Origin of the sequence: Paraliobacillus quinghaiensis (genome assembly GCF_003426025.1) — a bacterium.
In the GTDB taxonomy this organism is placed as follows: domain Bacteria; phylum Bacillota; class Bacilli; order Bacillales; family Amphibacillaceae; genus Paraliobacillus_A; species Paraliobacillus_A quinghaiensis.
In genome coordinates this window covers 64,637-90,870 of record NZ_QJSH01000013.1, presented here as the reverse complement: position 1 = coordinate 90,870, position 26,234 = coordinate 64,637, and the positions used below count along the sequence as shown (strand labels likewise).

Here is a 26,234-nt window from a genome sequence, read left to right as displayed (position 1 = left end):
CCCTCAAGATGAGACTTCTCATCATTTAGAGTAAGATCCCTCAGAGACGATGAGGTTGATAGGTTCGAGGTGGAAGCGTGGTGACACGTGTAGCTGACGAATACTAATAGATCGAGGACTTAACTATAATATTTATGTTGTCTTGTTGTACTTCTTATCTAGTTTTGAAGGTACAAACCTTCAAAAACCTTGATTTAGTGACAATAGCGAAGAGGTCACACCTGTTCCCATGCCGAACACAGTAGTTAAGCTCTTCAGCGCCCATGGTAGTTGGGGCTTTGCCCCTGCGAGAGTAGGACGTCGCTAAGCAAATTAAAAAAACATCTATTACAATTATGTAATAGATGTTTTTTTGTATAATTTGGTCTGATAGATAAAATATAATTTATCTATAAAAAAGCAGCACCGAAACGAGTCCGGTTGCTGCTTCATAAATAAAGAATGATTATACACACCTACTGTTTAATGACTGACCTCTAGATTATTATGGCCATCCAATGTAAGTTCATCTCCTAAAATAACGAGATTAACGGTCTTATTTGATTTATTTGCGACTTTGATACTCTCCTGATTAACAGTAATCATAAGTCTTGCGCCACGATAGCGAATTGTAAACGAAAATGATTGCCACTGTTCTGGTATGAATGGATTCAAAATAAGGCTGTCATTTTTAAATTTCATTCCACCAAAACCTTGAACGACTGACATCCATGTGCCTGCCATACTAGTGATATGGCAACCGTCTTCCGTATCATTATTGTAATTATCCAGATCAAGACGAGCTGTACGTAAATACATTTCATATGCTTTTTCTTTATAACCCAGTTCACATGCAAGAATAGAGTGAACGCAAGGCGATAAAGATGATTCATGAACAGTCATTGGTTCATAAAAATCAAAGTTACGTTTCTTAGTTTCCATATCAAACTCATGATTAAGGAAATACAATCCTTGCAGAACATCCGCCTGTTTAATGAAGCAAGAGCGTAAAATTCTGTCCCATGACCAGTTTTGATTTAATGGTAGATGTTTGTCAGCCAAATCTGAAACAGCCATCAGTTCCTTATCAAGGAATCCGTCTTGTTGCAAGAAAATACCTTCTTCTTTATCTTCCGGATAGTACATCTTATTGATAATATCAGCCCATTTTACTATTTCATCTTCGGTAAGGTTAAGTTTATTTACCCACTGATCATAAAGGTTACGATCAGAATCTTTTAAATAATCAAGAACTTCAAGTGTATACTCCAATGTCCAACTTGCAATACGGTTTGTATACCAGTTATTATTGACATTATTTTCGTATTCATTTGGCCCTGTTACTCCCAATATCATATAAACGTCTTTACTTTTAACAAAATTGACGCGCTCTTCCCAGAAGCGTGCAATTTCAGCCAGTACTTCAATTCCGTATTGCCCTAGATAAGATTTATCTCCGGTATACGTTACATAATTGTATATTGCATAGGCAATAGCTCCATTACGGTGGATTTCTTCAAATGTGATTTCCCACTCATTGTGTGACTCTTCACCATTCATCGTCACCATTGGGTAAAGTGCGCCTTTTTCAAATCCCAGTTTCCGAGCATTTTCCTTTGCTTTTTCCAAATGATTGTGCCTGTAGATGAGTAGATTTTTGGGAATCTGTTCATCAGCAGTAGACAGGTAAAATGGTAAACAGTATGCTTCCGTATCCCAATAGGTACTTCCACCATATTTTTCACCTGTAAAACCTTTTGGACCAATATTCAGTCTAGCATCTTCACCAGTATAAGTTTGATTTAGCTGAAAGATATTAAAGCGGATCCCTTGCTGAGCAGCTACATCTCCTTTAATTACGATATCACTGTCGAGCCATTTTTGATGCCAGGCTTCAGCTTGCTCTTCTTTTAGTTTATCAAATCCTTTTAAGACAGCTTTATCAAGTTCATTTTCTGCTACAGCTTCAAGCTGTTGGGTATCATGATCCCTGTTAGTTATGTTTACAGCATATTTATAAATCACAGTTGTTTCATTTTCTGTTAACGGTGCTTCATAGGTCAAACCGGCATATTTTACTTTCTCTTCTCCTGCACCTTTTAAATCTAGTACTTGCCCGTTTTTAACAATCTGTGTCTCCATTGTTGAACAAAAAACAAAATCAAGTTTTTTTGTTTTAACTGTGATGCTAGCACGGTTATCTGATAGCGTGGTGTTAACAGGGTCCCAGAACTTCTCATCATAATTGGCGTCAGTGTTTTTAATATCACCATCTAAATACGACGTTACACCAAGCGTCCCCGAAAAATTAAGTGGAGTTACTTCATACTTTATAGCTCCGACCTCTTTTTGGACAATACTGACAAATCGTGTTGCGGTCACATTTATTTTTCTTCCGTTATTTAATTCTGCTTGAAAAGAACGAGTAAGATAGCCCTCTTTCATATTCAGTTCTCTTGTAAAATCACTTACAACAGCGTTATTTAAATCAAGTTCTTCGCCATCTATTACAATATTAAGGCCAATCCAGTTAGTAGAATTTAATACTTTAGCAAAATATTCAGGGTAACCATTTTTCCACCATCCGACACGGGTTTTATCAGGATAATAAACGCCCGCCATATAACTACCCTGGAGAGAAGAACCCGTATAAGTTTCTTCAAAATTCGCACGCTGTCCCATATGTCCGTTTCCAATACTAAACAAACTTTCTGAAATTTCATGTTTCTCTGGGTCAAAGCCGTGTTCGATTATAGACCACTCGTTCTCTTTAATATAAGGTTTCATAGTATTACCTCCTCTTCAAATTTAACAATATTGCGCAACCGGTTGCACCAACTACCAAAAAAAATTAACCTTTTAAACGTTTAACCGACATCTCTTCCATTGATTTAATATAATCATCGGCTCCCTTTAAAACGTCAGGATCTCCTACACCGACGACATACATACCTGCTTTTTTACCTGCCTCAATACCTGATTGCGCATCTTCAAAGACTACACATGATTCAGGATGCACTGATAATTCTTCGGCTCCTTTAAGAAAAACTTCAGGATCAGGCTTTGCTTTTGAGATGGTATTCCCGTCTACAATAGCATTAAAAGCATCGAATAAACCAATTTGCTTAAGAATCTTGGGCGCATTTTTACTGGCAGAGCCTAATGCATATGGAATGTTATTTTCTTCAAGTTCGTTTAGAAAGCGAACGACACCTGGTAGGATTTCACTTTCGTCCATTTGCGATATTGCAGCTACATAACGCTCATTTTTCTTGGCTGCCAAATATTCTTTTTCTTCATCACTCTTATTAATATTTCCGATATTAAGTAAAATGTTTAGTGAATCCATACGGCTGACACCTTTAAGACGTTCATTATCATTCTCTGTAAATGTAAAACCTAATTCATCAGCAAGATCCTTCCAAGCCTTAAAATGATGTTTTGCCGTATCTACGATGACCCCGTCCAAATCGAAAAGGACAGCTTGCGGTTTTGTCACTATGTCACCCCCCTTATATGCTTCCATTCCTATTTTAAAACAGTGTGCATTAAAAAGAAAGCGTTTTTACGAAAAATATCTAACTATCTTTACTCTTTCAGTTACAGATACATATAAATATCTAAAAATAGTCTATAATTGGTTATAGTATACAATAGACTATTTATTGCAGATTAAATATTTCACGATATATAATTGGAAACTTCGGAGATACTAGTAACCTGTATCGATTAGAATAACCCTTTGTCAATAAAGTGAGTAATAGTTTAATACATAATAATTTATTTGCAGATGGAAATAATATTATTAACTATTTAGCCAAGAGTTAAGTTATCGCTTTCTATTTGAATACGTTTTATGGTATCTTGATAGTACATGATATGATTATTATTAACTTGTAAAAAGTGTATTTTAAAGGGGATTTTTAAAATGAAAAAAATCGCGTGGATAACTGATAGTACATGTGGATTATCGGAAGAGTTTATTGCTAAGCATAACATTTTTGTATTACCTATGATTGTAAATATAAATGATATTTCTTATCGTGAAGATATTGATATTAGCAAAGATGAAATTTATAACTTGTTAAAAGATTATGGAGAAGGTGCAAAAACAAGTCAGCCACCATACGGTGATTTTGTAGAACTATATAAAAAATTAAAAGATGAATATGAAATAGGAATTGCGATACATGCATCTAGTGAGCTGACGGGAACATATCAAAGTTCTATAAGTGCATCAAAAATGTTTGACTTCCCTGTTGAAGTGATCGATTCAAAGATTGGATCATATGCATTGGGAAAAATGATTGCAAATGGAATTGAACTTGAGTCAGCAGGAAAGACATATGAAGAAATTGTTGAAATATTAAAGGCATATCCTAATAAAACAGAAATGTATTTGCTACCAGAAAATTTAGAGCAACTAAAGAGAAGTGGAAGAGTAAGTACAACACAAACAGTTTTTGCTAACTTACTACAAATTAATTTGTTATTACGTTTTTACAATGGAAAAGTAATGGTTGAAGAAAAGATTAGAAGTAAAAAAAGAGCAAAACGCAGACTTTTCCAAATTGTAGAAGATGCTTATAAAGAAGGTCAATTTGAAGAAATATGTATAATGCATGCTGGTGTTAAAGGACAAGCGGAAAAATGGAAAGAAGAATTAGAGAATGTACATGCTGGTTTAAAAATAAGGATTGAAGCGCTAGTTCCAGTGGCTGGAGTGCATACTGGATATGGAACAATGTCGATTTCTTGGTTAAAGAATGAATAGGGTCTAGCACCCACAAATCACTAAAAATAGATGCCTATAAATAGGTATCTATTTTTTTAATATAGCAAATAGTTATTATTCTTTTTAAATGAGACTAAATAAAATCTAAAAATAAGTTCCAAAAATTAATAATTAGGGTAAGTATAAGAATAATATAGTAATGGTTGTTCCGAATTTATCTCGGTGTAATTGTCCGTAAAACCCCCATTTCAAAACATCGAGCAAAATCAAAGTTGTTTAAGTGGGAGTAAACGGACGCTAACACCCCGAATGGTTCAGAGGCCTTCAGGTCATGCTTTAGGGTTAACAATCAGTGTGGGAAGGGGGCAAAAACCCCCACTTATTGGGTTCGCTTTATCAAATACATAAGATTAACGGAAGGGGGCAAACCGTTCAGGTGTAACATGAATATATTACAAAGTATTTTTGATGAACAATTTATTTTAATGAGTTCACGAATTGTGGTTGCACTTATACTATCGGGGTTAATAGGTTTTGAACGCGAAATGAATAATCATTCAGCCGGTTTTAGAACTCATATTTTAGTTGGTGTTAGTTCTAGCTTAATGATGCTCTTATCATTATATGGTTTTCAAGCGTATTTTGAGCAATATGGTGATGTAGTTAGATTCGATCCAGCAAGGATTCCCTCCTATGTAATAAGTGGAATTGGCTTTTTAGGTGCAGGTACAATTATTGTGAATGGTATGACAATTCGTGGATTAACAACAGCCGCTTCGATTTGGGCAGTAGCAGGTTTAGGACTAGTTGTTGGTGCTGGAATGTATAAAGTAGCTATACTTACGACGATAATAATTCTATCAAGTTTAATCTTCTTAAATAAGTTTGAAAAAAGAATACCTAAAACAAAAAATGTTGCTACTTTTCAAATAACAATAGGCCCACATATGGAGATTCGACAATTATTGGCTAAGATTGAATCATTTCAAATCACTATTCGTAAATTGAAAATTGAAAGAGATGATGAGTCAGATCGAACGGTTCTAATAGAAATGAAGAGCGAGAGTAGTTTAGACAAAACGGAATTATATCATAGCCTGTTAGCACTAAAACAAGTAAAACAGGTGAATGAACTACAGTAATCAAAGAACGTTAAAGTATTTGACCTTTTTATTTGCAACAATTCTTAAGTAGAGTATAATGATAGTATAGTCAAAGATAGTCAAAGTCAACGATAAGGAGGAGGCAAATGCGAAATATTTCTGATGTTATAGAAGCGCACTTAAAACAAATTATTCTTAGAAACAATCAAAATATTATAGAAATCAAACGTAGCGAAATTGCTGATCAATTTGAATGTGTGCCTTCTCAAATTAATTATGTGATAAACACGCGTTTTACGGTCGAAAGAGGTTACTTAGTAGAAAGTAAACGTGGAGGCGGAGGTTATATTCGGATTACGCGAATTACCAATGATGATAAGACTAAGTTAATTGATGATATTATTGCAATGATTCAACCTACTGTCACGCAGCAAGCTGCTATCGATATATTAGAAAGAATGTTGGAAGAAGATTTGATTACAAAACGGGAAGCAAAAATCATGGTTAGTGCATTGACACGTGATACGCTTGCCTTTCAATTACCAGTACGAGATGAGATAAGGGCCCGTATCATGACAGCTATGTTATCTTCAGTAAAGTATGAGATGTGAACAATTTAATGAGGGATTTATTTCGATTTTATTAAATACAATAATGAATAAGAATAGATTGTTGAGGGAGGGAAAGTAAATGGAGTGTGAAGAATGTCATGAATTCCCTGCATCTTTACATCTAACAAAACTAGTGAATGGCCAAAAATCAGAAATTCATGTCTGTGAACGCTGTGCAAAAGAAAAGGGTTATATCGCTTATGGGGAAGATACTTATTCTATTCATGATTTATTAGCAGGTTTGTTTAATTTTAACTCTTCCTTTTCAAAAGAACATAACCACAGCACAGACAGAAAACAGACATTAACTTGTAACAAATGTGGTTTAACCTATCACCAGTTTACACAAGTTGGAAAATTTGGTTGTGGTAATTGCTATCAGACATTTGCAGACCATTTAAATCCTATCTTTAGACGTGTTCATAGTGGAAATACAGTCCATAATGGTAAAATACCGAAACGTCGTGGTTCAGACTTAAAGCAAAAACATCTAATTCGAGATTATAAAGCAAAACTACAAGAATTAATTGAAATGGAAGAGTTTGAACAGGCTGCGGAGTTACGTGACAAGATTAAGCTTCTAGAAAAAAGAGTTAATAAAGAACCGAATGACAGTAAGGATGGTGAAGTGTAATGTCCTTGCAACCTTTTATAAATGAAGCAATTAGCCCGTGGATGAAAGAGGATGGACCTGATAATGATATCGTGATGAGTACTCGTATTCGTTTAGCTCGAAACTTTGAACAATTTCCTTTTCCAATTGTTGCGGAGGAGGAAGAGTTGCAACCTGTTTTTGATTTAATAAAAAATCAATACCACCATGAATCATTTAATCAATATCAGGATTTTGAGTTTGTTTCGATGGCAGATTTAAAACCCATAGAAAAAAGTGTATTAGTTGAAAAGCACTTAATTAGTCCATATCTAGCAGAAAAAACAAAAAAGACCGGTGTGCTTATTTCTAAAAATGAGCAGGTTTCAGTTATGATTAATGAAGAAGACCATATCCGTATGCAACTTTATTTTCCAGGATTGCAATTAGAAAGAGCGATAACACAGGCATTTGCATTTGATGATTGGTTAGAGGAAAAGATAGATTATGCATTTGATGAAACAAGAGGTTATTTGACTAGCTGTCCTACAAATGTTGGTACAGGAATGCGTGCGTCTGTTATGATGCATTTACCTGCACTGACTCTCTCTCAAAAAATAAATAAGATGGTTCCTGCTATTAATCAATTAGGATTAGTTGTGAGAGGGATATATGGTGAAGGTAGTGAAGCTATCGGTAATATCTTTCAAATATCCAATCAGGTCACACTAGGTAAGTCTGAATTAGATATTATTGAAGATTTACAAAGTGTTGTTGAGAAACTTATTGAGCAAGAAAGACATGCGAGACAGCTATTGGTAGAACAATCAAAGCTACGCTTAGAAGACCGGATTTTTAGGTCCTATGGCACCCTGAAATATAGTAGAATCATTGAATCTAAGGAAGCTGCAACATGTTTATCAGATTTGCGTTTAGGGATTGATGTTGGTTATATAAGTCATATTTCGAAAACAATTCTAAACGAGCTGATGATTTTAACACAACCTGGATTTTTACAGCAATATGCACAAGAAACATTGACACCAAAACAAAGAGATATACGAAGAGCCTCAATTATAAGAGAACGTCTAAATTTAGAAGAAGGATAAGGTAGGAGGAATAAGCAGATGATGTTTGGACGATTTACAGAAAGAGCACAAAAAGTATTAGCGCTTTCCCAAGAAGAAGCAGTAAGGTTAGGTCACAATAACATTGGAACCGAGCATATTTTGTTAGGTCTTATAAGTGAAGGGGAAGGAATTGCTGCTAAGGCGTTAACAAGTTTAGGGTTAGAAGCAGAGAAAATTCAACAAGAAGTTGAGAATCTAATTGGTAAGGGGGAAAAAGTTTCTCAAACTATTCACTATACACCCCGGGCAAAAAAGGTAATTGAACTTTCAATGGATGAGGCACGTAAATTAGGGCACTCTTACGTCGGAACTGAACATATATTATTAGGCTTAATTCGTGAAGGAGAAGGCGTCGCTGCCCGTGTCTTAAATAATGTTGGTGTTAGTCTAAATAAAGCACGCCAACAAGTTTTACAATTGCTCGGAAATAATGAAACAGCACGGAAAAGTCAAGGGAGAAACGGCCAAGCAACAGCGGCTAATACACCTACATTAGATTCATTAGCACGAGATCTAACAGCGATTGCTAAAGAGGGAAATATTGATCCAGTAATCGGTAGAGAGAAAGAAATTGAACGTGTTATCCAGGTGTTAAGCCGCCGTACAAAAAACAACCCAGTTTTAATTGGTGAGCCTGGTGTCGGTAAAACAGCTGTAGCAGAAGGGTTGGCACAGCAAATTGTTAATAATGAGATCCCGGAAATGCTTCGCGATAAACGTGTGATGACATTAGATATGGGAACAGTAGTAGCTGGTACGAAATATAGAGGTGAATTTGAAGATCGCTTGAAAAAAGTAATGGAAGAGATTCGTCAGGCTGGTAATGTTATTCTGTTTATTGATGAACTGCATACCTTAATTGGTGCTGGTGGAGCAGAAGGCGCAATCGATGCATCAAATATTTTAAAACCATCCCTTGCTAGAGGAGAATTGCAATGTATTGGTGCGACAACACTAGATGAATATCGTAAATATATTGAAAAGGATGCAGCGTTAGAACGTAGATTCCAGCCAATTCAAGTTGATGAGCCTACATTAGAGGAATCTGTTTTAATATTGAAGGGTCTACGTGACCGTTATGAAGCACATCACCGCGTTACGATTACGGATGAAGCGATTGATGCAGCTGCTAATTTATCGAACCGCTATATTACAGATCGTTTTTTACCAGACAAAGCAATTGATTTAATTGATGAAGCTGGATCAAAAGTACGACTACGTTCATATACAGCTCCACCAAACCTAAAAGAATTAGAACAAAATTTAGAAAATGTAAGAAAAGAAAAGGATGCAGCTGTTCAGAGCCAGGAATTTGAAAAAGCAGCATCATTAAGAGATAGTGAGCAACGTTTACGGGATGAAGTTGAGACAACAAAGAAACAGTGGAAAGAAAAGCAAGGACAAGAAAGCTCAGAAGTAACTGTTGAAGATATTGCGAGCATTGTTTCAACTTGGACTGGGGTACCTGTTTCCTCTTTAACTAAAGATGAAAGTGCACGTCTACTAAATTTAGAATCGACCTTGCACAATCGCGTTATTGGTCAAGAAGAAGCTGTAGATGCTGTTTCCAAAGCGATACGTCGTGCTCGTGCGGGTCTAAAGGATCCGAAACGTCCGATTGGATCATTTATCTTCCTAGGCCCAACAGGCGTCGGTAAAACAGAATTAGCACGTACATTAGCAGAGTCAATGTTCGGTGATGAAGATGCAATGATTCGAATAGATATGTCAGAGTATATGGAAAAGCACACGACATCACGCTTAGTTGGTTCACCTCCAGGTTATGTGGGCTATGAAGAAGGTGGACAACTCACAGAAAAAGTTAGAAGAAAACCTTACTCTGTGGTTTTATTAGATGAAGTGGAAAAGGCACACCCAGAAGTCTTCAATATTTTACTGCAAGTACTAGAAGATGGCCGTTTAACTGATTCTAAAGGACGTTTAGTTGACTTTCGCAATACCGTATTAATTATGACATCAAATGTTGGAGCAAATGAATTAAAACAAAATAAATATGTGGGCTTCAGCTTTGGTGATGAGGAAACAAATTATAAAGATATGAAATTAAAAGTAACAGAAGAATTGAAGAAAGCATTCCGTCCTGAATTCTTAAACAGAATTGATGAAACAATAGTCTTCCATTCATTAGAGAAGAAACATATGAAAGATATTGTTACGTTAATGGTCGAACAACTTCAAAAACGCCTAGTTGATCAAGACATTGACTTCGATTTATCGGATGAAGCAATTGAAAAAATCGCCAAAGAAGGATTTGATCCTGAATATGGAGCGAGACCATTGCGTCGTTCTATTCAGAAAAATGTAGAAGATTTATTATCAGAAGCATTGTTATCAGAAAAAATTCAAAAAGGTGAAAAAGTAGAAATTGGTTTAAATGATAAGGGAGAATTTGCAGTTTTAAGTTAGAAAACGTAAAAATCAATATATAGAAAAAGTCAAAAATCGGAAGGATACAACCTTTCGATTTTTGCTTATTTGAGCTAATATAATAGATATATTATATTTCCATTGTTTTTACACATTTTATTAATCATTGTGTAACTTTTATCGTGGTTAATTCGTATATAATAGAGGATATGGACTAATAGAAATTAAGGTAAGGGGCGACTAAAGTAATGGCCAGAGTTAAAACGAAGTATGTTTGCCAGGAATGTGGCTATGAAACGCCAAAGTGGATGGGGAAATGTCCGAGTTGTAACACTTGGAATACACTAGTAGAAGAGTTAACCACAAAGTCTTCTTCTAAGCATACAGGTATTGGACAGTCATCTAACGTACAACCTGAAAGCATTACAGCTATAAAGTCAAATGAGGAAGAAAGAATTACGACAGATATGCCAGAGTTAAACCGCGTTTTAGGTGGCGGAATTGTAGTGGGTTCACTTGTATTAATTGGGGGAGATCCGGGAATAGGGAAATCTACATTACTATTACAAGTGTCTGATCAACTAGCAAGAAAGAAAGAGCGTGTGCTCTACATATCTGGTGAAGAGTCAACAAGACAAACGAAATTACGTGCTGATCGATTAGCAATTACGGCCGATCAATTGTTTGTTTTATCTGAAACTAATTTGCATCTTATTAAAAATCAAATTGAACAATTGAAGCCAGACTTTATTGTAATTGACTCAATTCAAACTATTTTTAAAGAAGAAGTGACTAGTGCACCTGGTAGTGTTTCGCAAGTTCGGGAATGTACAAGTGAATTAATGCGTATCGCTAAAACGAACAATGTACCAATTTTTATTGTTGGACACGTGACGAAAGAAGGTGCGATTGCAGGCCCGCGTCTTTTAGAGCATATGGTGGATGCTGTTTTATATTTTGAAGGAGAAAGACACCATACGTTTCGGATTTTACGGGGAGTCAAAAACCGTTTTGGTAGTACAAATGAAATGGGTATCTTTGAAATGAAAGAAGAAGGACTACGTGAAGTGCAGAATCCTTCTGAAATCTTCTTAGAAGAACGTTCTGAAGGGGTAGCTGGTTCTACTGTTGTTGCTTCGATGGAAGGGACCAGGCCTGTACTAGTTGAGATTCAATCACTTATTTCACCTACAAGTTTTGGGCAAGCTCGTAGAATGGCGACAGGGATTGACCACAATCGTGTTCCATTACTAATGGCGGTATTAGAAAAGCGCGTTGGTTTGCTGATGCAGAACCAAGATGCATACGTAAAGGTTGCTGGTGGTGTGAAACTAGATGAGCCTGCGATTGACTTAGCAGTAGCGGTCAGTATTGCGTCAAGCTTTAAAGACCAGCCTTGTAAACCTGATGATGTATTAATTGGTGAGGTTGGTCTAACTGGCGAGATTAGAAGAGTTTCTAGAATAGATCAACGTGTGCAAGAAGCTGCAAAGTTAGGTTTTAAACGCGCGATAATACCAGCCAATAATTTAGATGGGTGGACAATACCGAAAACGATTGAAGTAGTGGGCGTAAACTCCGTTCAAGAAGCATTAGAACTAACACTCAATTGATAAATTTATATAGGATCTATTTCTAATTGAGTAAGAGATGGAAATTAATCTAAATATTCAACCCAAAAATAAAATACGACAAATAACAACAATGATTGACTTAGTTATATGGATATGTTAAAATTTTAGTTTTGTAATTTGACTTTGTTTATAAAATCGTGTTAAGTTAGTTAATAAACTTTTGACATTATATAAGATTATATTTTTTAAAATTGGAAATACTGTCTGATAGGAGGTGGCCAAGGTGCTAAAAAGAATTGTGCAATTATTTTTTATTATTGCCGGTGGTACCATGGGATATTTATATATTCCGCAATTAATTGAAATGATTGATATTACGCAAAGTAGTTGGATAGATTCACCATATGTAGCGCCATATGTTGGATTGGTTTTGGGAGCAATTATTTTATTTGTTTTAACGTTTTGGTTAGTTGATTATATTGTTAATTTGGTGCAATGGTTGGAAGAGTTATTATTAAAGGCGCCAGTAGCCGACTTGTTGTTTGGTAGTCTAGGTGTGATTATCGGACTTGTCATCGCATATATTATTAATCAATCAATTGAAAACTTTATTCAAATTGTTGTAATTTCACAAATTGTTCCGCTTTTTGTGACGGTGCTATTAGGTTATTTAGGGTTTCAGGTTGGGTTTAAACGTCGGGATGAATTCCTTAGTATCTTAACAATTGCAAGAAAAGAAAAAGATTCGAAACAGGAAATAGAAAACATTGAGGCTGATCCGAAACAAAGTATGCCAAAAGCGAAAATCTTAGATACAAGTGTTATTATTGATGGACGTATCGCGGATATTTGTCAAACAAGTTTTCTAGAGGGTACAGTTATTATTCCGCACTTTGTTCTAGAAGAGCTACAACACATAGCCGATTCATCAGATGCATTAAAGCGGAATCGTGGACGAAGAGGTTTAGATGTACTGAATCGGATGCAAAAAGATCTACCAGTAAACGTAGAGATGTATGATGGAGATTTTGAAGAAATTCATGAAGTTGATAGTAAATTGGTTAAGTTAGCAAAGGTTATCAATGGAATTGTTGTTACGAATGATTTTAATTTAAATAAAGTCTGTGAGTTTCAAAATGTGCAAGTATTAAATATTAATGATCTGGCAAATGCAGTTAAGCCGGTTGTTTTACCTGGAGAAGAATTAACAGTTCAGGTGATTAAAGATGGTAAGGAACAAAACCAAGGTGTAGCATATTTAGATGATGGTACAATGATAGTAGTTGAAGAGGGAAGAGATTACATCGGAAAAACCATTGAAGTACTAATCACGAGTGTCCTACAAACTTCTGCTGGACGGATGATATTTGCAAAACCAAAATTACTTGAAAAAGCGTTGTAAAAAAGGTATAACATACTAGTGATACTAAAAAGTGATAACATGTGTTATCACTTTTTAGTGTTGCATCGAATTAGTAGATAAGACTGATAAACTGAACTAGATATTATCATTGTTAAACCAATCAAGTTTTTATCCCGGTGTAATCGTCCGTAAAACTCCCACTTCAAAACATCGAGAAAAATCAAAGTTGTTTAAGTGGGAGTAAACGGACGCTAACACGCCGAATGGTTTAGAGGCCTTTAGATCATCCTTTAGGGCTAACAATCAGTGTGGGAAGGGCAAAACCCCCCACTGATTGAAGGTTCACTTTAAGGGCAGTCTATCTTCCACTTACACTTTTCATTTTACTTAATTCCCTAAGGTGGGGTGTTTTTGACCAGTAATACGGCATAAAAGAAGGCGGGGGGAAGATGATTAAATACGTAGCTATTGTACTAGCTGCAGGAATGGGTAAGCGGATGGATATGGTTCAGAATAAACAATTTTTAATGTTAAAAGATAAGCCGCTTATCATACATACTTTAACTGTTTTTGAAAAAGACCCATGGTGTGATTCGATTGTTTTAGTAATCCAACCAACAGAACAAGAAAGAATCGTTGCTTTACTTTCTAATTACTCTTTTGCTACACCAATAAAGTTGATTGAGGGAGGTAAGGAACGACAGGACAGTGCCTTCCTTGGATTGCGTGCGCTTCAAATATCAGATAAACTTGTATTTATTCATGATGGTGCAAGGCCGTTTGTAGCACAAAAAGATTTACATAAACTTGCAAGAGTTGCGAATGAACATCATGCAGCGTTATTAGCAGTTCCTGTGACAGACACCATTAAACAACGCAATGGGAAGCGATTAAAGACGCTGGACCGAGAAAGGCTATGGGCAGCACAAACCCCCCAAGCCTTCCAATATGATTTAATTTGGAGAGCGCATCAAGTAGCTCGACAATCTTCATATGTATGTACAGATGATGCCTCATTAGTAGAGCGGCTTGGCCATCCTGTTGAGATTGTGGAAGGAAATTATAAAAACATAAAACTAACTACACCTGAAGATATAAAAAAAGCATTGTTTTTTCTAGAGAATGAATAAAGATTTCTTATTCTATTAGGATAGAAATTCATGGGCATACTTTGGAAAGGAGTATAAACATGTTTCGGATTGGACAAGGGTTTGATGTGCATCAACTGTGCTATGATCGACATTGTGTGATTGGTGGGGTTATGATTCCATACGAAAAAGGTTTAATAGGTCATTCTGATGCAGATGTATTGTTGCACGCGATAGCAGATGCGTGTGTAGGTGCGGTTGGAGAAGGTGATATTGGAAAACATTTTCCTGACACTGATTCTACTTTCAAAGATGCTGATTCTGGAGTGCTTTTAATGCATATCTGGAAGATAGTTAAAGGGAAAGGTTATCGATTAGGAAATCTGGATTGCACAGTTATCGCAGAGAAACCAAAGATGACACCTTATATTACAGCAATAAGAGAAAATATAGCCCGCATATTAGAAGTTAATTTTGATCAAATTAATGTTAAGGCAACAACAACTGAAAAAATGGGTTTTGTGGGGCGTAAGGAAGGAATCGCAGCACAAGCGATTGTTTTATTACAAAAAACCCAATACTAAAAATGAATGGACGCAAAAATTGTTGAAAAATGCTAAAATAGAATCTGAAGCGTGTAAGGAAAGGGGAACAAAAATTATGACTAATGATGTGCGTGTACGTTATGCACCGAGCCCAACAGGGCATTTGCATATTGGGAATGCTAGAACAGCATTATTTAATTATCTATTTACTAAACACTTAGGTGGAAAATTTATTATTCGTACGGAAGATACAGATGATAAGCGAAATGTAGTAGGTGGAGAAGAAAGTCAATTAAACTATTTGAAATGGCTTGGTATCACATGGGATGAAGGTGCAGATATTGGTGGATCATATGGTCCTTATCGCCAGACAGAGAGATTAGATATTTATCAAAAATATGTGAATGACCTGTTAGAACGTGGTCTTGCATATAAATGTTTCGTGACGGAAGAGGAGTTAGAGCAGGAGCGAGAGCAACAACGTGCAAATGGTCAAGTTCCAAAATACTCTGGTAAACATCGCAACTTAACAGCAGAAGAAATCGCGCAGTTTGAGGCGGAAGGAAAACAAGCTAGTATTCGTTTTCGTGTTCCAGAAAGTAAAACATATACTTTTAAAGATATTGTAAGAGATAACATTTCCTTTGAGTCAAGTGATTTTGGTGATTGGGTAATGGTTAAGAAGAATGGTATTCCAACATATAATTTTGCAGTTGCGATTGATGACCATCTAATGGAAATAACGCATGTCTTAAGAGGTGAAGAGCACATTTCCAATACACCGAAACAAATGATGATATTTGATGCGTTCGGTTGGGAATCACCTCAATATGGCCATATGACACTTATATTAAATGAAAATCGCAAAAAATTAAGTAAACGTGATTCGCATATCTTACAGTTTATTGAACAGTATAAAAACCTGGGCTATTTGCCGGAAGCTATGTTTAATTTTATTGCCTTACTTGGTTGGTCTCCTGTTGGAGAAGAAGAGTTATTTACACAAGAACAATTCATCGAAATGTTTGATCCTGATCGTTTATCAACATCTGCAGCTATTTTTGATCCGCAAAAATTAAAATGGATGAACAATCAATATATTAAAGCAGCTGACTTTGATCGTGTAGCAGAATTGTGCTTGCCGTATTTAATTGAAGCAGGTAAATTAGCAAGCGATATGGATGAAGCTACTCGTGAATGGGCATTAGAATTAATAGGATTGTACAAAGAGCAATTAAGCTATGGGCAAGAAATAGTAGAACTTACTGAACTTTTCTTCCAACCGGATATTGTATATACACAAGAAGCAGAAGAAGTGTTAAAAGGCGAGCAAGTGCCAGAAGTATTGCAGGTGTTTTCTGAAAAACTGGCAGCACTTGAGACGCTTACACCAGCTGCTATTAAAGCTGAAATAAAAGCTACACAAAAAGAGACAAAACAAAAAGGAAAGAATTTATTTATGCCAATTCGTGTTGCAACAACAGGACAAGTACATGGCCCAGAGTTACCCGATGCGATTTACTTGTTAGGAAAAGATGTTGTTCAATCAAGGTTAAATAAAGCATTGGAACAAATATAAGTTAAGTTAGTTACATTTTCATAAAAAATGTAATACACTATAACTATATGATTAAGAATCGAATGAAGAAGAGGAAAAGTATAAACGAATATTCTTACCTAGAGAGAATCACCGTGGCTGGAAGTGATTTTAAGAATGCGTTTAGAAAATGCACCTTGGAGTCCTTTGTTGAAATTGGAGTAGACGAAGGCGGTTTTCTACCGTTATCAAAGAATCAAAGTGGAGGGATTTTTCCCTAAACAGAGTGGGACCGCGCATCAAAGCGTCTCTGTGTCAATCAAAGACATGGGGATGCTTTTTTATTTTTTTAGCAAATTATAAAATTAGCTGTATGTGGATAACATTCCAGATTAGCCACGTCCAGCTCCAACGCTAAAGCTGTAGTGAGACTTCCCTCACCTTTGTACGAGGGCCCGACAAGGGTCATGTTGCCACCCATGGTGGCGATTTTAGGCTGTAATCCTTAAAGCCTTGCGTTCCAAAGAGTTTCCTTTATCTCCTACGGTTCAGTCCAGTCCATACGTCGCTAATCGGGCGTTTTTAGCTTTTGTTCTTAGATGTCAGCATGGGAGGTTATACTTTGGGTTTTTTTAAAAAGTTAAAACAAGATATGGATGTAGTATTTGATCAAGACCCTGCTGCACGTACGTATGTTGAAGTTTTCTTGACGTATTCGGGTTTACATGCAGTTTGGGCGCATCGTGTTGCACATGTTTTTTACCGAAATAAGTTCTTTTTTATCGCACGTGTCATTTCTCAAATCAGCCGTTTTATAACAGGTATTGAAATTCATCCTGGCGCTCAAATTGGGGATCGTTTTTTTATTGATCATGGTATGGGTGTTGTGATTGGGGAAACTTGTGAAATTGGTGATAATGTTACGATATTTCAAGGTGTTACTTTAGGTGGAACAGGCAAAGAAAAGGGTAAGCGTCATCCAACGATTAAAAATAATGTTTTGATTGCTACGGGTGCGAAAGTATTAGGGTCTATTGTGGTTGGAGAGAGTTCTAAGATTGGAGCCGGTTCGGTTGTGTTAGATGATGTTCCAGAGCATTCCACTGTAGTTGGGATTCCAGGACGCGTGGTTATTCAAAACGGTGAAAAGGTAAGGCGAGATTTAGATCATCATAAACTACCAGATCCTATCGCTGAACTCTTACAAACAATGCAAAATGAGACAATTCAACTACAAAAGGAACTAGCAGAGCTTAAAGGAGTGAAAACAGATGACAATTCAAATGTATAATACTTTAACAAGACAGAAAGAAGAGTTTAAACCAATCGAACCTAACAGGGTAAGTATGTACGTATGTGGACCGACAGTTTATAACTATATTCATATTGGTAATGCTAGACCTGCGATTGTATTTGATACAATTCGTCGCTATTTAGAATATTCAGGGTATAAGGTAGATTATGTGCTCAATTTTACAGATGTTGATGACAAGATCATTAAGGCGGCGAAAGAGTTAGGAGAAGAAGTACCTGTAGTAGCGGAGCGTTTTATTAATGCCTATCAAGACGATGTAGAAGCATTAGGTGTTAAAAAAGCAACAAAGCATCCACGTGTAACGGAATCGATGGAAGATATCATCACCTTTATTGCTGCATTAATTGAAAAAGGTTTTGCTTATGTAGCTGAAGGGGATGTGTACTTTAAAACGCGAGCATTTGATGGATATGGTAAATTATCACATCAATCGATTGATGATTTACGTTCAGGTGCTAGAATACAAGTGGGAGAAAAGAAAGAAGATCCACTTGATTTCACTCTATGGAAGCAAGCAAAGCCGGGAGAAATTTCATGGGAAGCCCCATGGGGAGAAGGTCGACCTGGGTGGCACATTGAATGTTCTGCAATGGCGAAGAAATATTTAGGTGAAACAATCGATATTCATGCAGGTGGTCAAGACTTGACGTTTCCGCATCACGAAAATGAAATTGCGCAGTCGGAAGCATTAACAGGGAAAAGTTTTGCAAATTATTGGATTCACAATGGGTATATTACAATTGACCATGAAAAAATGTCAAAATCACTAGGTAACTTCGTCTTAGCAAATGATTTAATTGGAAAGTACGATCCACAATTATTACGTTTCTTTATGCTTAGCGTCCATTATCGAAACCCAATTAACTTTAGTGAATCACTGTTAGAAAGTACGCAGAACAGCTTAGATCGCATTAAGAATGCGTACCAAAATTTGGCGTATAGAAAAGAATTAAGTCTAAATTTAACAGAAAATGACCAACAATGGTTAGATAAGATAGCAAGTTATAAAAGTAAGTTCATTGCAGAAATGGATGATGACTTTAATACAGCTAACGCAATTGCAGTTATATTTGATATAACGAAAGAAGCGAACATGTATTTACAGTCCGCGCAAACGTCGAGCCAGGTTATTGATGCCTTTCAAACCCTTTTGGCTTCATTATTAGAAATGCTAGGTATATATGTAGCACAAGCGGAAGAATTGGTTGATGCAGAAGTAGAAAAAATGATGGAACAACGAGAGCAAGCTCGAAAAAATCGCGATTTCGCTTTAGCGGATCAAATTCGAGATGAATTAAAAGCGCAAAATATAATTTTAGAAGATACACCACAAGGGACAAGGTGGAAAAGAGGGTAGGTTATGAAATCGCAAGATGTAAAGCAAATGAAAACTTTAGCATTAGCATATATAGGTGATGCAATTTATGAAATTCACGTACGGGAACATTTAATTGTGAAAGGGATTCAAAAGTTGCAGGATTTACACCAATCTGCCGTCAAATTTGTTTCCGCGAAATCCCAAGCAAAGGTGATTAATCACTGGCTAGCCTCTGCTGAGTTAGATGAAGAAGAGCAGGCGATTGTTCGTAGGGGGAGAAATGCCAAATCAGGTTCAATACCAAAAAATACAGATGTGCAAACCTATCGATACAGTACTGCTTTTGAAGCGTTGTTAGGTTATCATTATTTGGCTAATCAAGAAGAAAGATTACAGGAATTAATAAATCAAGCAATCACATTTGTAGAGAAGGGAGATGAATAGTATGTCAGATGAATGGATTGTTGGAAAAAATCCAGTTATGGAAGCTTTGAAATCAGGTCGAACTATTAATAAGATCGTAATTTCTGACCAACTAAATAAACAGGCGGTACACAAAATTCAATCTTTGGCGAAAGAGAGTGGAGTGTTAGTAAATCGTGTTCCAAGACAAAAAATTGATCAACTAGTGGAGGGGAATCATCAAGGAGTGGCGGCTGCTGTGGCAGCTTATACTTATTCAACATTAGACGATATATTTCAAGTTGCAGCAGATAAAGAAGAGGAACCATTTTTTATGTTGTTAGATGAAATTGAAGATCCTCATAATTTAGGGTCAATCCTACGAACAGCAGATGCTACAGGTGTTCATGGTGTTATTATTCCAAAGCGTCGGGCGGTAGGGCTAACGGCAACAGTTGCAAAAACATCAGCTGGAGCAATTGAGTACATTCCTGTTGTCCGGGTGACGAACATGGCACAAACAATTGAAGAATTAAAAGCACGTCATGTTTGGGTAGTTGGAACAGAAGCGGAGGGAAGTGAAGACTACCGCGCTTTAGATGGTTCCTTGCCAATTGCTCTTGTGATTGGGAATGAAGGAAAGGGCATTAGTCGATTAGTGAAAGAAAAGTGTGATTGGACAGTGCGATTAGCAATGAAAGGGCAGGTTTCTTCTTTAAACGCATCAGTAGCTGCAAGCTTGTTAATGTATGAAATATATCGTAAACGAAATCCAATTGGAGATTAAGCCATGGATGTATTATTAGTCGATGGCTATAATATGATCGGGGATTGGGACGAGCTAAAAAGGCTTAAAGAAACAGACTTAGAACAAGCGCGGAATCTCTTGATAGAGAAAATGGCTGAATATCAATCTTATCGTGGGTATCGAGTAATTGTAGTATTTGATGCGTATGAAGTTCAAGGGTTGGAAACGAAACAAAAAAACCATAAAGTAGAAGTGATTTATACAAAAGAACAAGAGACAGCGGACGAGTGTATTGAGCGTCTAATCAAAGCGTTCAAAAATGTTAAGACAAAAGTATATGTCGCAACATCTGATTACACAGAACAGCGCACAATATTTGCCCAAGGCGCACTTCGTAAATCAGCTAGAGAACTATATATTGAAATTCAAAATATTCAAGCGGAAATTGAGGATGATCTAAAATCATATATCAGGACGCAAAGTCCTATTAAAATTCCTATAAAAAAAGATGTATTAGAAGTTTTTGAAAAATGGCGTCGTGACAAAAAGTAAAAAAGTATAGTTGACGATACGTAAGCGCTTCCTGTATAATATTTCTATATATTTACTTTTAACATTCGGGAGGAGTCCGAGGTGAGTGCCACATTTATGTCTGTAAACAATGGCGTTACAAACTTAGAAAAGCTTGAAGACGACGAGCTTATTATGCTTGTTCATCGAGGGCATAGTCAGGCTTTGGACTTTTTAATTAAAAAATACAAAGTTTTTGTTCGGGCAAAAGCTAGAACATATTTTTTAATTGGTGCAGATCAAGAAGATATTATGCAAGAAGGTATGATTGGTTTGTACAAAGCGATTAGAGATTATAAGGGAGACAAGCTTTCTTCTTTTAGAGCCTTTGCTGAATTATGTGTGACCCGTCAGATAATAACGGCTATTAAGACTGCCACAAGACAAAAGCATATTCCATTAAATTCTTATGTGTCGTTTGATAAGCCGATCTATGATGAAGAGTCTGTTAGAACACTGTTAGACGTCTTTACAGATTCAAATGTAGTTGATGATCCTCAGGAACTTCTCATCAATCAAGAGAAGTATGGCGTTATGGAAGGGAAATTAGCTGAGGTACTTAGTGAATTAGAGCAGGAAGTACTTGCATTGTATTTAGATGGGTGTACGTATCAAGAGATTTCGTGCGAATTGAAGCGACACGTAAAATCAATTGATAATGCGTTACAACGTGTGAAACGAAAGTTGGAGCGCCATCTGGAAATAAGTGAAATAAGCTTATAGCAATCTAAATTCTAAATAGTCTAGGAAGCGTTGACAGTGCATTATAACCGTGCTACATTAAAAGAGTAGATAACCCTTGTTAGGGGTGAGAAAATGCAAAAAAAAGTGATACTAGCATGTACGGAGTGTTTAAGTAGAAATTATAGTTCTTATAAAAATGCGGCAAGTGCAGAGCGGTTGCAAACAAATAAATATTGCAAAAAGTGTAACAAGCACACACTCCATCGTGAAACAAAGTAAAAGATATGTTAATTTAGTGAAGTTTAGGGGGAATCAACCTGTGAATCTTATTACGTTCTTTAAAAATGTATCCAGAGAGATGAAAAAAGTATCTTGGCCTGGAGGACGAGAGTTATATCGTTATACTCTGACGGTAGTTACAACAGTTGCTTTTGTCGCAATTTATTTCGGTATAGTAGATTTAGGTATTACACAAATTCTTAATTTATTTTTTGAATAGTACATGCTATTATATGCTATAATGATTACTAATAGACGTTTACAACAAGAAGACCCGTTTTTACGGGTTTTTTAAATTGGAAAAAATTAATGCGTTATTACAATAAGGGAGGGACGGGCGTGTGAATGCCCTAAACAATGGAAAAAGAATGGTTTGTTGTACACACATATTCGGGGTACGAAAATAAAGTCAAAACAAATTTAGAAAAAAGACTTGAATCAATGGGAATGGAAGATAAAATTTTTCGTATTTTAGTACCTGAAGATGAAGAGACAGAGATTAAGAACGGTAAAAAGAAAGTTGCGAAGAAAAAAGTATTTCCTGGCTATGTTCTAGCGGAGATGGTAATGACTGATGATTCGTGGTATATTGTGCGTAATACACCGGGGGTAACAGGATTTGTCGGTTCAGCAGGTTCTGGAACAAAGCCAACTCCACTTCTACCTGAAGAAGTAGAAGTGATCTTGAAACGGATGGGTATGGAAGAATCCGTTACAGAAGTTGATTTTGAACTGAAAGAAAGTGTTCAAGTAACAGACGGCCCGTTTACGGACTTTACTGGTACAATTGAGCATATTGATTTGGACAAGCAAAAGGTTAAGGTCCATGTTAACATGTTCGGTCGTGAGACTCCTGTTGAATTAGATTTCTCACAAATTAGTAAATTGTAAAGGGTATAAGAAATAAGTTAAGAATTAATTTAGAACACTACTTGCATTTTCTATTTGAACGTGCTAGAATTTTAATGTTCTTTATGCCCCGAGTATAAGGTTTAAAATGTATAGAAATGAGTGGGAGGGTCAGAGATGCCCTATTACCACATCACGGACTTAAGGAGGTGTGTCTCGTGGCTAAAAAAGTAATTAAAGTAGTTAAACTTCAAATCCCAGCAGGGAAAGCAAATCCAGCACCACCAGTAGGACCAGCACTAGGTCAAGCAGGTGTTAACATTATGGGATTTTGTAAGGAATTTAATGCTCGTACGCAAGATCAGGCAGGTATGATTATTCCGGTAGAAATTTCGGTTTTTGAAGACCGTTCCTTTACATTTATCACAAAAACTCCGCCAGCTGCTGTGCTACTTAAGAAAGCAGCAGGTATCGATTCTGGATCAGGTGAACCAAATCGCAATAAAGTTGCGACGTTGAAGCGTGACAAAGTAAAAGAGATCGCAGAAACAAAAATGCCTGATTTAAACGCTGCTGATGTTGAAGCTGCTATGCGTATGGTAGAAGGTACTGCGCGTAGTATGGGTATTGTTATTGAAGACTAATCCCACAGCTTAGACTGATGGAAGAGAAGGTTGCGGTGATGGAGTTCTAGGCCATTTCGCAACCTTTTTGTAAGATGGTGAGCTAGAGTAATCTAGTACCTGTTACTGCTTGTAAGTTACAGGATCCGCTTTTTTAAGTGGGAGGTATAACCGTTAAAACCACATTCAAGGAGGAAAAATAATGGCTAAAAAGACGAAAAAACAACAAGAGTTAGCTAATCTTGTTGATCGTACAAAACAATATGATGCTAGAGAAGCATTAGAATTAGTTAAGAAAACTGCGAAAGCAAACTTTGACGAAACTGTAGAAGCGGCATTTCGTTTGGGTGTAGACCCAAAGAAAGCTGACCAACAAATTCGTGGTGCAATGGTATTGCCACACGGAACTGGTAAAACACAAACGGTTTTAGTTTTTGCTAAAGGTGATAAAGCGAAAGAAGCGGAAGCTGCTGGAGCTGATTATGTTGGTGAACAGGACTTGATCAACAAAATTAATCAAGGATGGTTCGAATTTGATGTTGTTGTAGCAACTCCAGACATGATGGCTGAAGTTGGTAAATTAGGACGTGTACTTGGACCAAAAGGTCTAATGCCAAACCCTAAAACTGGTACAGTAACATTTGAAGTTGAAAAAGCGATTAAAGAAATCAAAGCTGGTAAAGTAGAATACCGCGTTGATCGTCAATCAAACATTCACGTTGCTATTGGAAAAGCTTCTTTTGATCTAGATAAGCTTGTAGAAAACTTCGATGCGTTGGCTGAAACTTTAATGAAAGCAAAGCCACAAGCAGCAAAAGGTGTTTACGTGCGTAATGCAGCAGTAACTTCTACAATGGGACCTGGAATCAAAGTAGACCCATCAACTTTCACAAAATAAGTAATTGACTATTGACTTTATAGCTGTGCTTGGCTATAATGAACAATGTTGTAAATAAAAAGAATACGTTATACCGTAGACAGTAGGTGCTTGCATAAGCTTAATAACCTACCGAGGTGTCTGAATAAATATGAGATGATCCGTTTAAGTGATATCTGATGAATTCAAACAAGCCTTCATGTCTACTGCAGACATGGAGGCTTTTTTATCTTAGAATTATTGATAAAAGACAAACCTAATGTTTCGGTATGATGATAAGTCAATAGGAGGTGGAACTCATGTCAACTATTATTGAACAGAAAAAACAAGTCGTATCTGAAATTGCTGAAAAGTTCCGCGATAGTAAATCTACCATCCTTGTAGATTATCGTGGCCTTGATGTAGCAGAAGTAACAGAACTTCGTGGTCAACTTCGTGAAGCTGGTGTAGATTTTAAAGTGTATAAAAACACTATGACGCGCCGTGCGACAGAAGAAGTGGAACTTGCAGAATTGAATGATGTACTTGCAGGACCGACTGCCATTGCTTTTAGCAAAGATGATGTAGTTGCTCCGGCAAAAATATTAAACAACTTTGCAAAAGACCATGAAGCACTAGAAATTAAAGGCGGCGTAATCGAGGGAAGTGTTGCAACGATTGATCAAATCAAAGAACTTGCAAACCTACCGAATTACGAAGGATTACTTTCTATGTTGCTTAGCGTATTACAAGCGCCAGTTCGTAACTTTGCATACGCAACAAAAGCTGTTGCAGAACAAAAAGAAGAGCAAGGTGCTTAAGCACTTATTCTTAAGTGAAAAAGCAATCGCATGAAACGAATAAAAATAATTAAAACATAAACTAGGAGGAAAATATAATGTCTAAAGAGCAAATTATTGAACAAATTAAAGAAATGTCTGTTCTTGAATTGAACGATCTTGTTAAAGCAATTGAAGAAGAATTTGGTGTAACAGCTGCTGCCCCTGTAGCGGTTGGTGGAGCTGCTGGTGGAGAAGTTGCAGAAGAAAAAACTGAATTTGATGTTGTTCTAGCAAGCGCTGGATCATCTAAAATTAAAGTTGTAAAAGCTGTTCGTGAAATTACAGGTCTTGGACTTAAAGATGCGAAAGATCTTGTAGATAACGCACCTGGCGCAATCAAAGAAGGCGTTTCTAAAGATGAAGCAGAAGAAATGAAAGCTAAGCTTGAAGAAGTAGGCGCTTCTGTAGAAGTGAAGTAAGAAATGATTAATGTGAAGCTCGTCTATTTATCTTAGGCGAGCTTTACACATGTTTATTAATTAAAGTAGGTGCTAATATGTCTGAGCAATACTTTGTAAATCAACCCCAATCAAAAAGTGACCCCAAAACGTGGACATTTGATCTACGTGGTAATTCCTTTCAATTTACAAGTGATGTTGGAGTTTTTTCTAAAAATGAAGTAGATTTTGGTTCTAGAACACTAATAGATGCTTTTGATCTCCCTGGTATTAGTGGAGATATTGTGGATCTTGGTTGTGGTTATGGGCCGGTCGGTATTTCGCTTGCTAAAGCATTTCCGGAACGTCAGATAGTGTTAAGTGATATTAATGAGAGAGCTATTACCTTGGCGAAAGAAAATGCAGCGAAGAACAACATTAGCAATGTTTCGTTTTATCTAAGTGATCGTTTTGAGTCATTGCCAGATCATAAATATGCTGCTGTTTTAACAAATCCGCCAATTCGTGCTGGTAAACAAGTTGTACATCAAATTTTTGAAGATAGTTTTCATGCATTAGCACTAGGTGGTGAGCTATGGGTGGTTATACAGAAGAAACAAGGAGCGCCTTCGGCTTTTAAGAAGATGGATCAATTATTTTCAGTGGTTGAAACGGTCCGAAAAAACAAAGGATACATGGTTATACGCGCAAAAAAATAACACAAAA

The 26,234-nt window shown here is 36.5% G+C and carries 27 protein-coding genes, 2 rRNA genes and 2 other annotated features; of the genes, 27 read left to right on the top strand and 2 right to left on the bottom strand.

Going from position 1 to position 26,234, the window contains the following annotated elements:
- Both D2K40_RS10375 and rrf read left to right on the top strand, forming a co-directional pair.
- A 23S ribosomal RNA gene (locus D2K40_RS10375) occupies positions 1-127 on the top strand; the annotation flags it as partial.
- Between the two features lie 66 nt (positions 128-193).
- Positions 194-309: ribosomal RNA gene (gene rrf / locus D2K40_RS10370) — 5S ribosomal RNA — on the top strand.
- A 153-nt stretch (positions 310-462) separates the two neighbouring features.
- Here rrf and D2K40_RS10365 read toward each other — a convergent pair.
- The gene (locus tag D2K40_RS10365; protein ID WP_117155647.1) at positions 463-2,766 is read right to left on the bottom strand and encodes a glycoside hydrolase family 65 protein; all 2,304 of its coding nucleotides are present in this window, start codon (positions 2,764-2,766) and stop codon (positions 463-465) included.
- Between the two features lie 64 nt (positions 2,767-2,830).
- Complete coding sequence (pgmB, locus tag D2K40_RS10360; protein ID WP_117155645.1) at positions 2,831-3,478, bottom strand: beta-phosphoglucomutase; 648 nt, start codon at positions 3,476-3,478, stop codon at positions 2,831-2,833.
- A gap of 429 nt (positions 3,479-3,907) precedes the next feature.
- Here pgmB and D2K40_RS10355 point away from each other — a divergent pair, with 429 nt between their 5' ends.
- The 25 genes from D2K40_RS10355 (at position 3,908) to D2K40_RS10235 (ending at position 26,227) form a co-directional block, all read left to right on the top strand.
- Complete coding sequence (locus D2K40_RS10355; protein ID WP_117155643.1) at positions 3,908-4,753, top strand: DegV family protein; 846 nt, start codon at positions 3,908-3,910, stop codon at positions 4,751-4,753.
- 404 nt (positions 4,754-5,157) lie between these two features.
- Entirely contained in the window at positions 5,158-5,856 is a 699-nt protein-coding gene (locus D2K40_RS10350; protein WP_229666708.1) for an MgtC/SapB family protein, read from the top strand.
- 107 nt (positions 5,857-5,963) lie between these two features.
- Complete coding sequence (locus D2K40_RS10345; protein WP_117155641.1) at positions 5,964-6,428, top strand: CtsR family transcriptional regulator; 465 nt, start codon at positions 5,964-5,966, stop codon at positions 6,426-6,428.
- 79 nt (positions 6,429-6,507) lie between these two features.
- Positions 6,508-7,062 (top strand): protein-arginine kinase activator protein McsA, encoded by a 555-nt coding sequence (locus D2K40_RS10340; protein WP_117155639.1) that lies wholly within the window; start codon positions 6,508-6,510, stop codon positions 7,060-7,062.
- Positions 7,062-8,129, top strand: a complete 1,068-nt coding sequence (locus D2K40_RS10335; RefSeq protein WP_117155637.1) for a protein-arginine kinase McsB — start codon at positions 7,062-7,064, stop codon at positions 8,127-8,129. Before D2K40_RS10340 ends, D2K40_RS10335 begins: the two co-directional genes overlap by 1 nt.
- Positions 8,130-8,147: 18 nt before the next feature.
- A complete protein-coding gene (gene clpC / locus D2K40_RS10330) occupies positions 8,148-10,577 on the top strand; it encodes an ATP-dependent protease ATP-binding subunit ClpC (RefSeq protein ID WP_117155635.1) in 2,430 nt (809 codons plus the stop codon).
- 209 nt (positions 10,578-10,786) lie between these two features.
- Positions 10,787-12,151 (top strand): DNA repair protein RadA, encoded by a 1,365-nt coding sequence (gene radA / locus D2K40_RS10325; RefSeq protein WP_117155633.1) that lies wholly within the window; start codon positions 10,787-10,789, stop codon positions 12,149-12,151.
- 244 nt (positions 12,152-12,395) lie between these two features.
- The gene (locus D2K40_RS10320) at positions 12,396-13,514 is read left to right on the top strand and encodes a PIN/TRAM domain-containing protein (protein ID WP_117155631.1); all 1,119 of its coding nucleotides are present in this window, start codon (positions 12,396-12,398) and stop codon (positions 13,512-13,514) included.
- Positions 13,515-13,927: 413 nt separating this feature from the next.
- Positions 13,928-14,605, top strand: a complete 678-nt coding sequence (gene ispD / locus D2K40_RS10315) for a 2-C-methyl-D-erythritol 4-phosphate cytidylyltransferase (protein ID WP_117155654.1) — start codon at positions 13,928-13,930, stop codon at positions 14,603-14,605.
- Between the two features lie 59 nt (positions 14,606-14,664).
- Entirely contained in the window at positions 14,665-15,147 is a 483-nt protein-coding gene (gene ispF / locus D2K40_RS10310; protein ID WP_117155630.1) for a 2-C-methyl-D-erythritol 2,4-cyclodiphosphate synthase, read from the top strand.
- 76 nt (positions 15,148-15,223) lie between these two features.
- Complete coding sequence (gltX, locus tag D2K40_RS10305) at positions 15,224-16,687, top strand: glutamate--tRNA ligase (RefSeq protein WP_229666706.1); 1,464 nt, start codon at positions 15,224-15,226, stop codon at positions 16,685-16,687.
- Positions 16,688-16,743: 56 nt separating this feature from the next.
- Positions 16,744-16,960 (top strand) — a binding site (T-box leader).
- Between the two features lie 307 nt (positions 16,961-17,267).
- Positions 17,268-17,936 carry a serine O-acetyltransferase gene (cysE, locus tag D2K40_RS10300; RefSeq protein ID WP_229666705.1) on the top strand — a complete coding sequence of 223 codons (669 nt, stop codon included), beginning with the start codon at positions 17,268-17,270 and terminating at the stop codon, positions 17,934-17,936.
- Entirely contained in the window at positions 17,917-19,317 is a 1,401-nt protein-coding gene (gene cysS / locus D2K40_RS10295; protein ID WP_117155628.1) for a cysteine--tRNA ligase, read from the top strand. Before cysE ends, cysS begins: the two co-directional genes overlap by 20 nt.
- Before the next feature lie 3 nt (positions 19,318-19,320).
- On the top strand, positions 19,321-19,722 hold the full coding sequence (locus tag D2K40_RS10290) for a Mini-ribonuclease 3 (protein WP_117155627.1): 402 nt from the start codon (positions 19,321-19,323) through the stop codon (positions 19,720-19,722).
- A gap of 1 nt (position 19,723) precedes the next feature.
- Positions 19,724-20,467, top strand: a complete 744-nt coding sequence (rlmB, locus tag D2K40_RS10285) for a 23S rRNA (guanosine(2251)-2'-O)-methyltransferase RlmB (RefSeq protein WP_117155626.1) — start codon at positions 19,724-19,726, stop codon at positions 20,465-20,467.
- A 3-nt stretch (positions 20,468-20,470) separates the two neighbouring features.
- On the top strand, positions 20,471-20,980 hold the full coding sequence (locus tag D2K40_RS10280; protein ID WP_117155625.1) for an NYN domain-containing protein: 510 nt from the start codon (positions 20,471-20,473) through the stop codon (positions 20,978-20,980).
- Positions 20,981-21,076: 96 nt separating this feature from the next.
- The gene (gene sigH, locus D2K40_RS10275; protein ID WP_117155649.1) at positions 21,077-21,721 is read left to right on the top strand and encodes an RNA polymerase sporulation sigma factor SigH; all 645 of its coding nucleotides are present in this window, start codon (positions 21,077-21,079) and stop codon (positions 21,719-21,721) included.
- A gap of 93 nt (positions 21,722-21,814) precedes the next feature.
- On the top strand, positions 21,815-21,961 hold the full coding sequence (rpmG, locus tag D2K40_RS10270; protein WP_117155624.1) for a 50S ribosomal protein L33: 147 nt from the start codon (positions 21,815-21,817) through the stop codon (positions 21,959-21,961).
- A gap of 40 nt (positions 21,962-22,001) precedes the next feature.
- Positions 22,002-22,181 carry a preprotein translocase subunit SecE gene (gene secE / locus D2K40_RS16550; protein WP_188618814.1) on the top strand — a complete coding sequence of 60 codons (180 nt, stop codon included), beginning with the start codon at positions 22,002-22,004 and terminating at the stop codon, positions 22,179-22,181.
- 137 nt (positions 22,182-22,318) lie between these two features.
- Positions 22,319-22,852, top strand: coding sequence for a transcription termination/antitermination protein NusG (gene nusG, locus D2K40_RS10260; protein ID WP_117155622.1), 534 nt, complete (start codon positions 22,319-22,321; stop codon positions 22,850-22,852).
- A gap of 176 nt (positions 22,853-23,028) precedes the next feature.
- Positions 23,029-23,454, top strand: a complete 426-nt coding sequence (rplK, locus tag D2K40_RS10255; protein WP_162879191.1) for a 50S ribosomal protein L11 — start codon at positions 23,029-23,031, stop codon at positions 23,452-23,454.
- 181 nt (positions 23,455-23,635) lie between these two features.
- Positions 23,636-24,331, top strand: a complete 696-nt coding sequence (rplA, locus tag D2K40_RS10250; RefSeq protein WP_117155620.1) for a 50S ribosomal protein L1 — start codon at positions 23,636-23,638, stop codon at positions 24,329-24,331.
- A gap of 55 nt (positions 24,332-24,386) precedes the next feature.
- Positions 24,387-24,546, top strand: a sequence feature (ribosomal protein L10 leader region).
- 63 nt (positions 24,547-24,609) lie between these two features.
- Positions 24,610-25,110, top strand: a complete 501-nt coding sequence (rplJ, locus tag D2K40_RS10245; protein WP_117155619.1) for a 50S ribosomal protein L10 — start codon at positions 24,610-24,612, stop codon at positions 25,108-25,110.
- Positions 25,111-25,187: 77 nt separating this feature from the next.
- A complete protein-coding gene (gene rplL / locus D2K40_RS10240; RefSeq protein WP_117155618.1) occupies positions 25,188-25,550 on the top strand; it encodes a 50S ribosomal protein L7/L12 in 363 nt (120 codons plus the stop codon).
- Between the two features lie 77 nt (positions 25,551-25,627).
- Positions 25,628-26,227, top strand: a complete 600-nt coding sequence (locus tag D2K40_RS10235) for a class I SAM-dependent methyltransferase (RefSeq protein WP_117155617.1) — start codon at positions 25,628-25,630, stop codon at positions 26,225-26,227.
- Positions 26,228-26,234 lie beyond the last annotated feature (7 nt).

Coding starts and splice junctions, on each gene's coding strand:
- D2K40_RS10365 (WP_117155647.1), bottom strand. CDS start 2,766: ATGAAACCTTATATTAAAGAGAACGAGTGGTCTATAATCGAACACGGC.
- clpC (WP_117155635.1), top strand. CDS start 8,148: ATGATGTTTGGACGATTTACAGAAAGAGCACAAAAAGTATTAGCGCTT.
- D2K40_RS10345 (WP_117155641.1), top strand. CDS start 5,964: ATGCGAAATATTTCTGATGTTATAGAAGCGCACTTAAAACAAATTATT.
- D2K40_RS10340 (WP_117155639.1), top strand. CDS start 6,508: ATGGAGTGTGAAGAATGTCATGAATTCCCTGCATCTTTACATCTAACA.
- rpmG (WP_117155624.1), top strand. CDS start 21,815: ATGCAAAAAAAAGTGATACTAGCATGTACGGAGTGTTTAAGTAGAAAT.
- D2K40_RS10350 (WP_229666708.1), top strand. CDS start 5,158: ATGAATATATTACAAAGTATTTTTGATGAACAATTTATTTTAATGAGT.
- sigH (WP_117155649.1), top strand. CDS start 21,077: ATGTCTGTAAACAATGGCGTTACAAACTTAGAAAAGCTTGAAGACGAC.
- cysS (WP_117155628.1), top strand. CDS start 17,917: ATGACAATTCAAATGTATAATACTTTAACAAGACAGAAAGAAGAGTTT.
- radA (WP_117155633.1), top strand. CDS start 10,787: ATGGCCAGAGTTAAAACGAAGTATGTTTGCCAGGAATGTGGCTATGAA.
- rplA (WP_117155620.1), top strand. CDS start 23,636: ATGGCTAAAAAGACGAAAAAACAACAAGAGTTAGCTAATCTTGTTGAT.
- rlmB (WP_117155626.1), top strand. CDS start 19,724: ATGTCAGATGAATGGATTGTTGGAAAAAATCCAGTTATGGAAGCTTTG.
- rplJ (WP_117155619.1), top strand. CDS start 24,610: ATGTCAACTATTATTGAACAGAAAAAACAAGTCGTATCTGAAATTGCT.
- nusG (WP_117155622.1), top strand. CDS start 22,319: ATGGAAAAAGAATGGTTTGTTGTACACACATATTCGGGGTACGAAAAT.
- D2K40_RS10280 (WP_117155625.1), top strand. CDS start 20,471: ATGGATGTATTATTAGTCGATGGCTATAATATGATCGGGGATTGGGAC.
- D2K40_RS10290 (WP_117155627.1), top strand. CDS start 19,321: ATGAAATCGCAAGATGTAAAGCAAATGAAAACTTTAGCATTAGCATAT.
- gltX (WP_229666706.1), top strand. CDS start 15,224: ATGACTAATGATGTGCGTGTACGTTATGCACCGAGCCCAACAGGGCAT.
- D2K40_RS10355 (WP_117155643.1), top strand. CDS start 3,908: ATGAAAAAAATCGCGTGGATAACTGATAGTACATGTGGATTATCGGAA.
- ispF (WP_117155630.1), top strand. CDS start 14,665: ATGTTTCGGATTGGACAAGGGTTTGATGTGCATCAACTGTGCTATGAT.
- D2K40_RS10335 (WP_117155637.1), top strand. CDS start 7,062: ATGTCCTTGCAACCTTTTATAAATGAAGCAATTAGCCCGTGGATGAAA.
- D2K40_RS10235 (WP_117155617.1), top strand. CDS start 25,628: ATGTCTGAGCAATACTTTGTAAATCAACCCCAATCAAAAAGTGACCCC.
- rplL (WP_117155618.1), top strand. CDS start 25,188: ATGTCTAAAGAGCAAATTATTGAACAAATTAAAGAAATGTCTGTTCTT.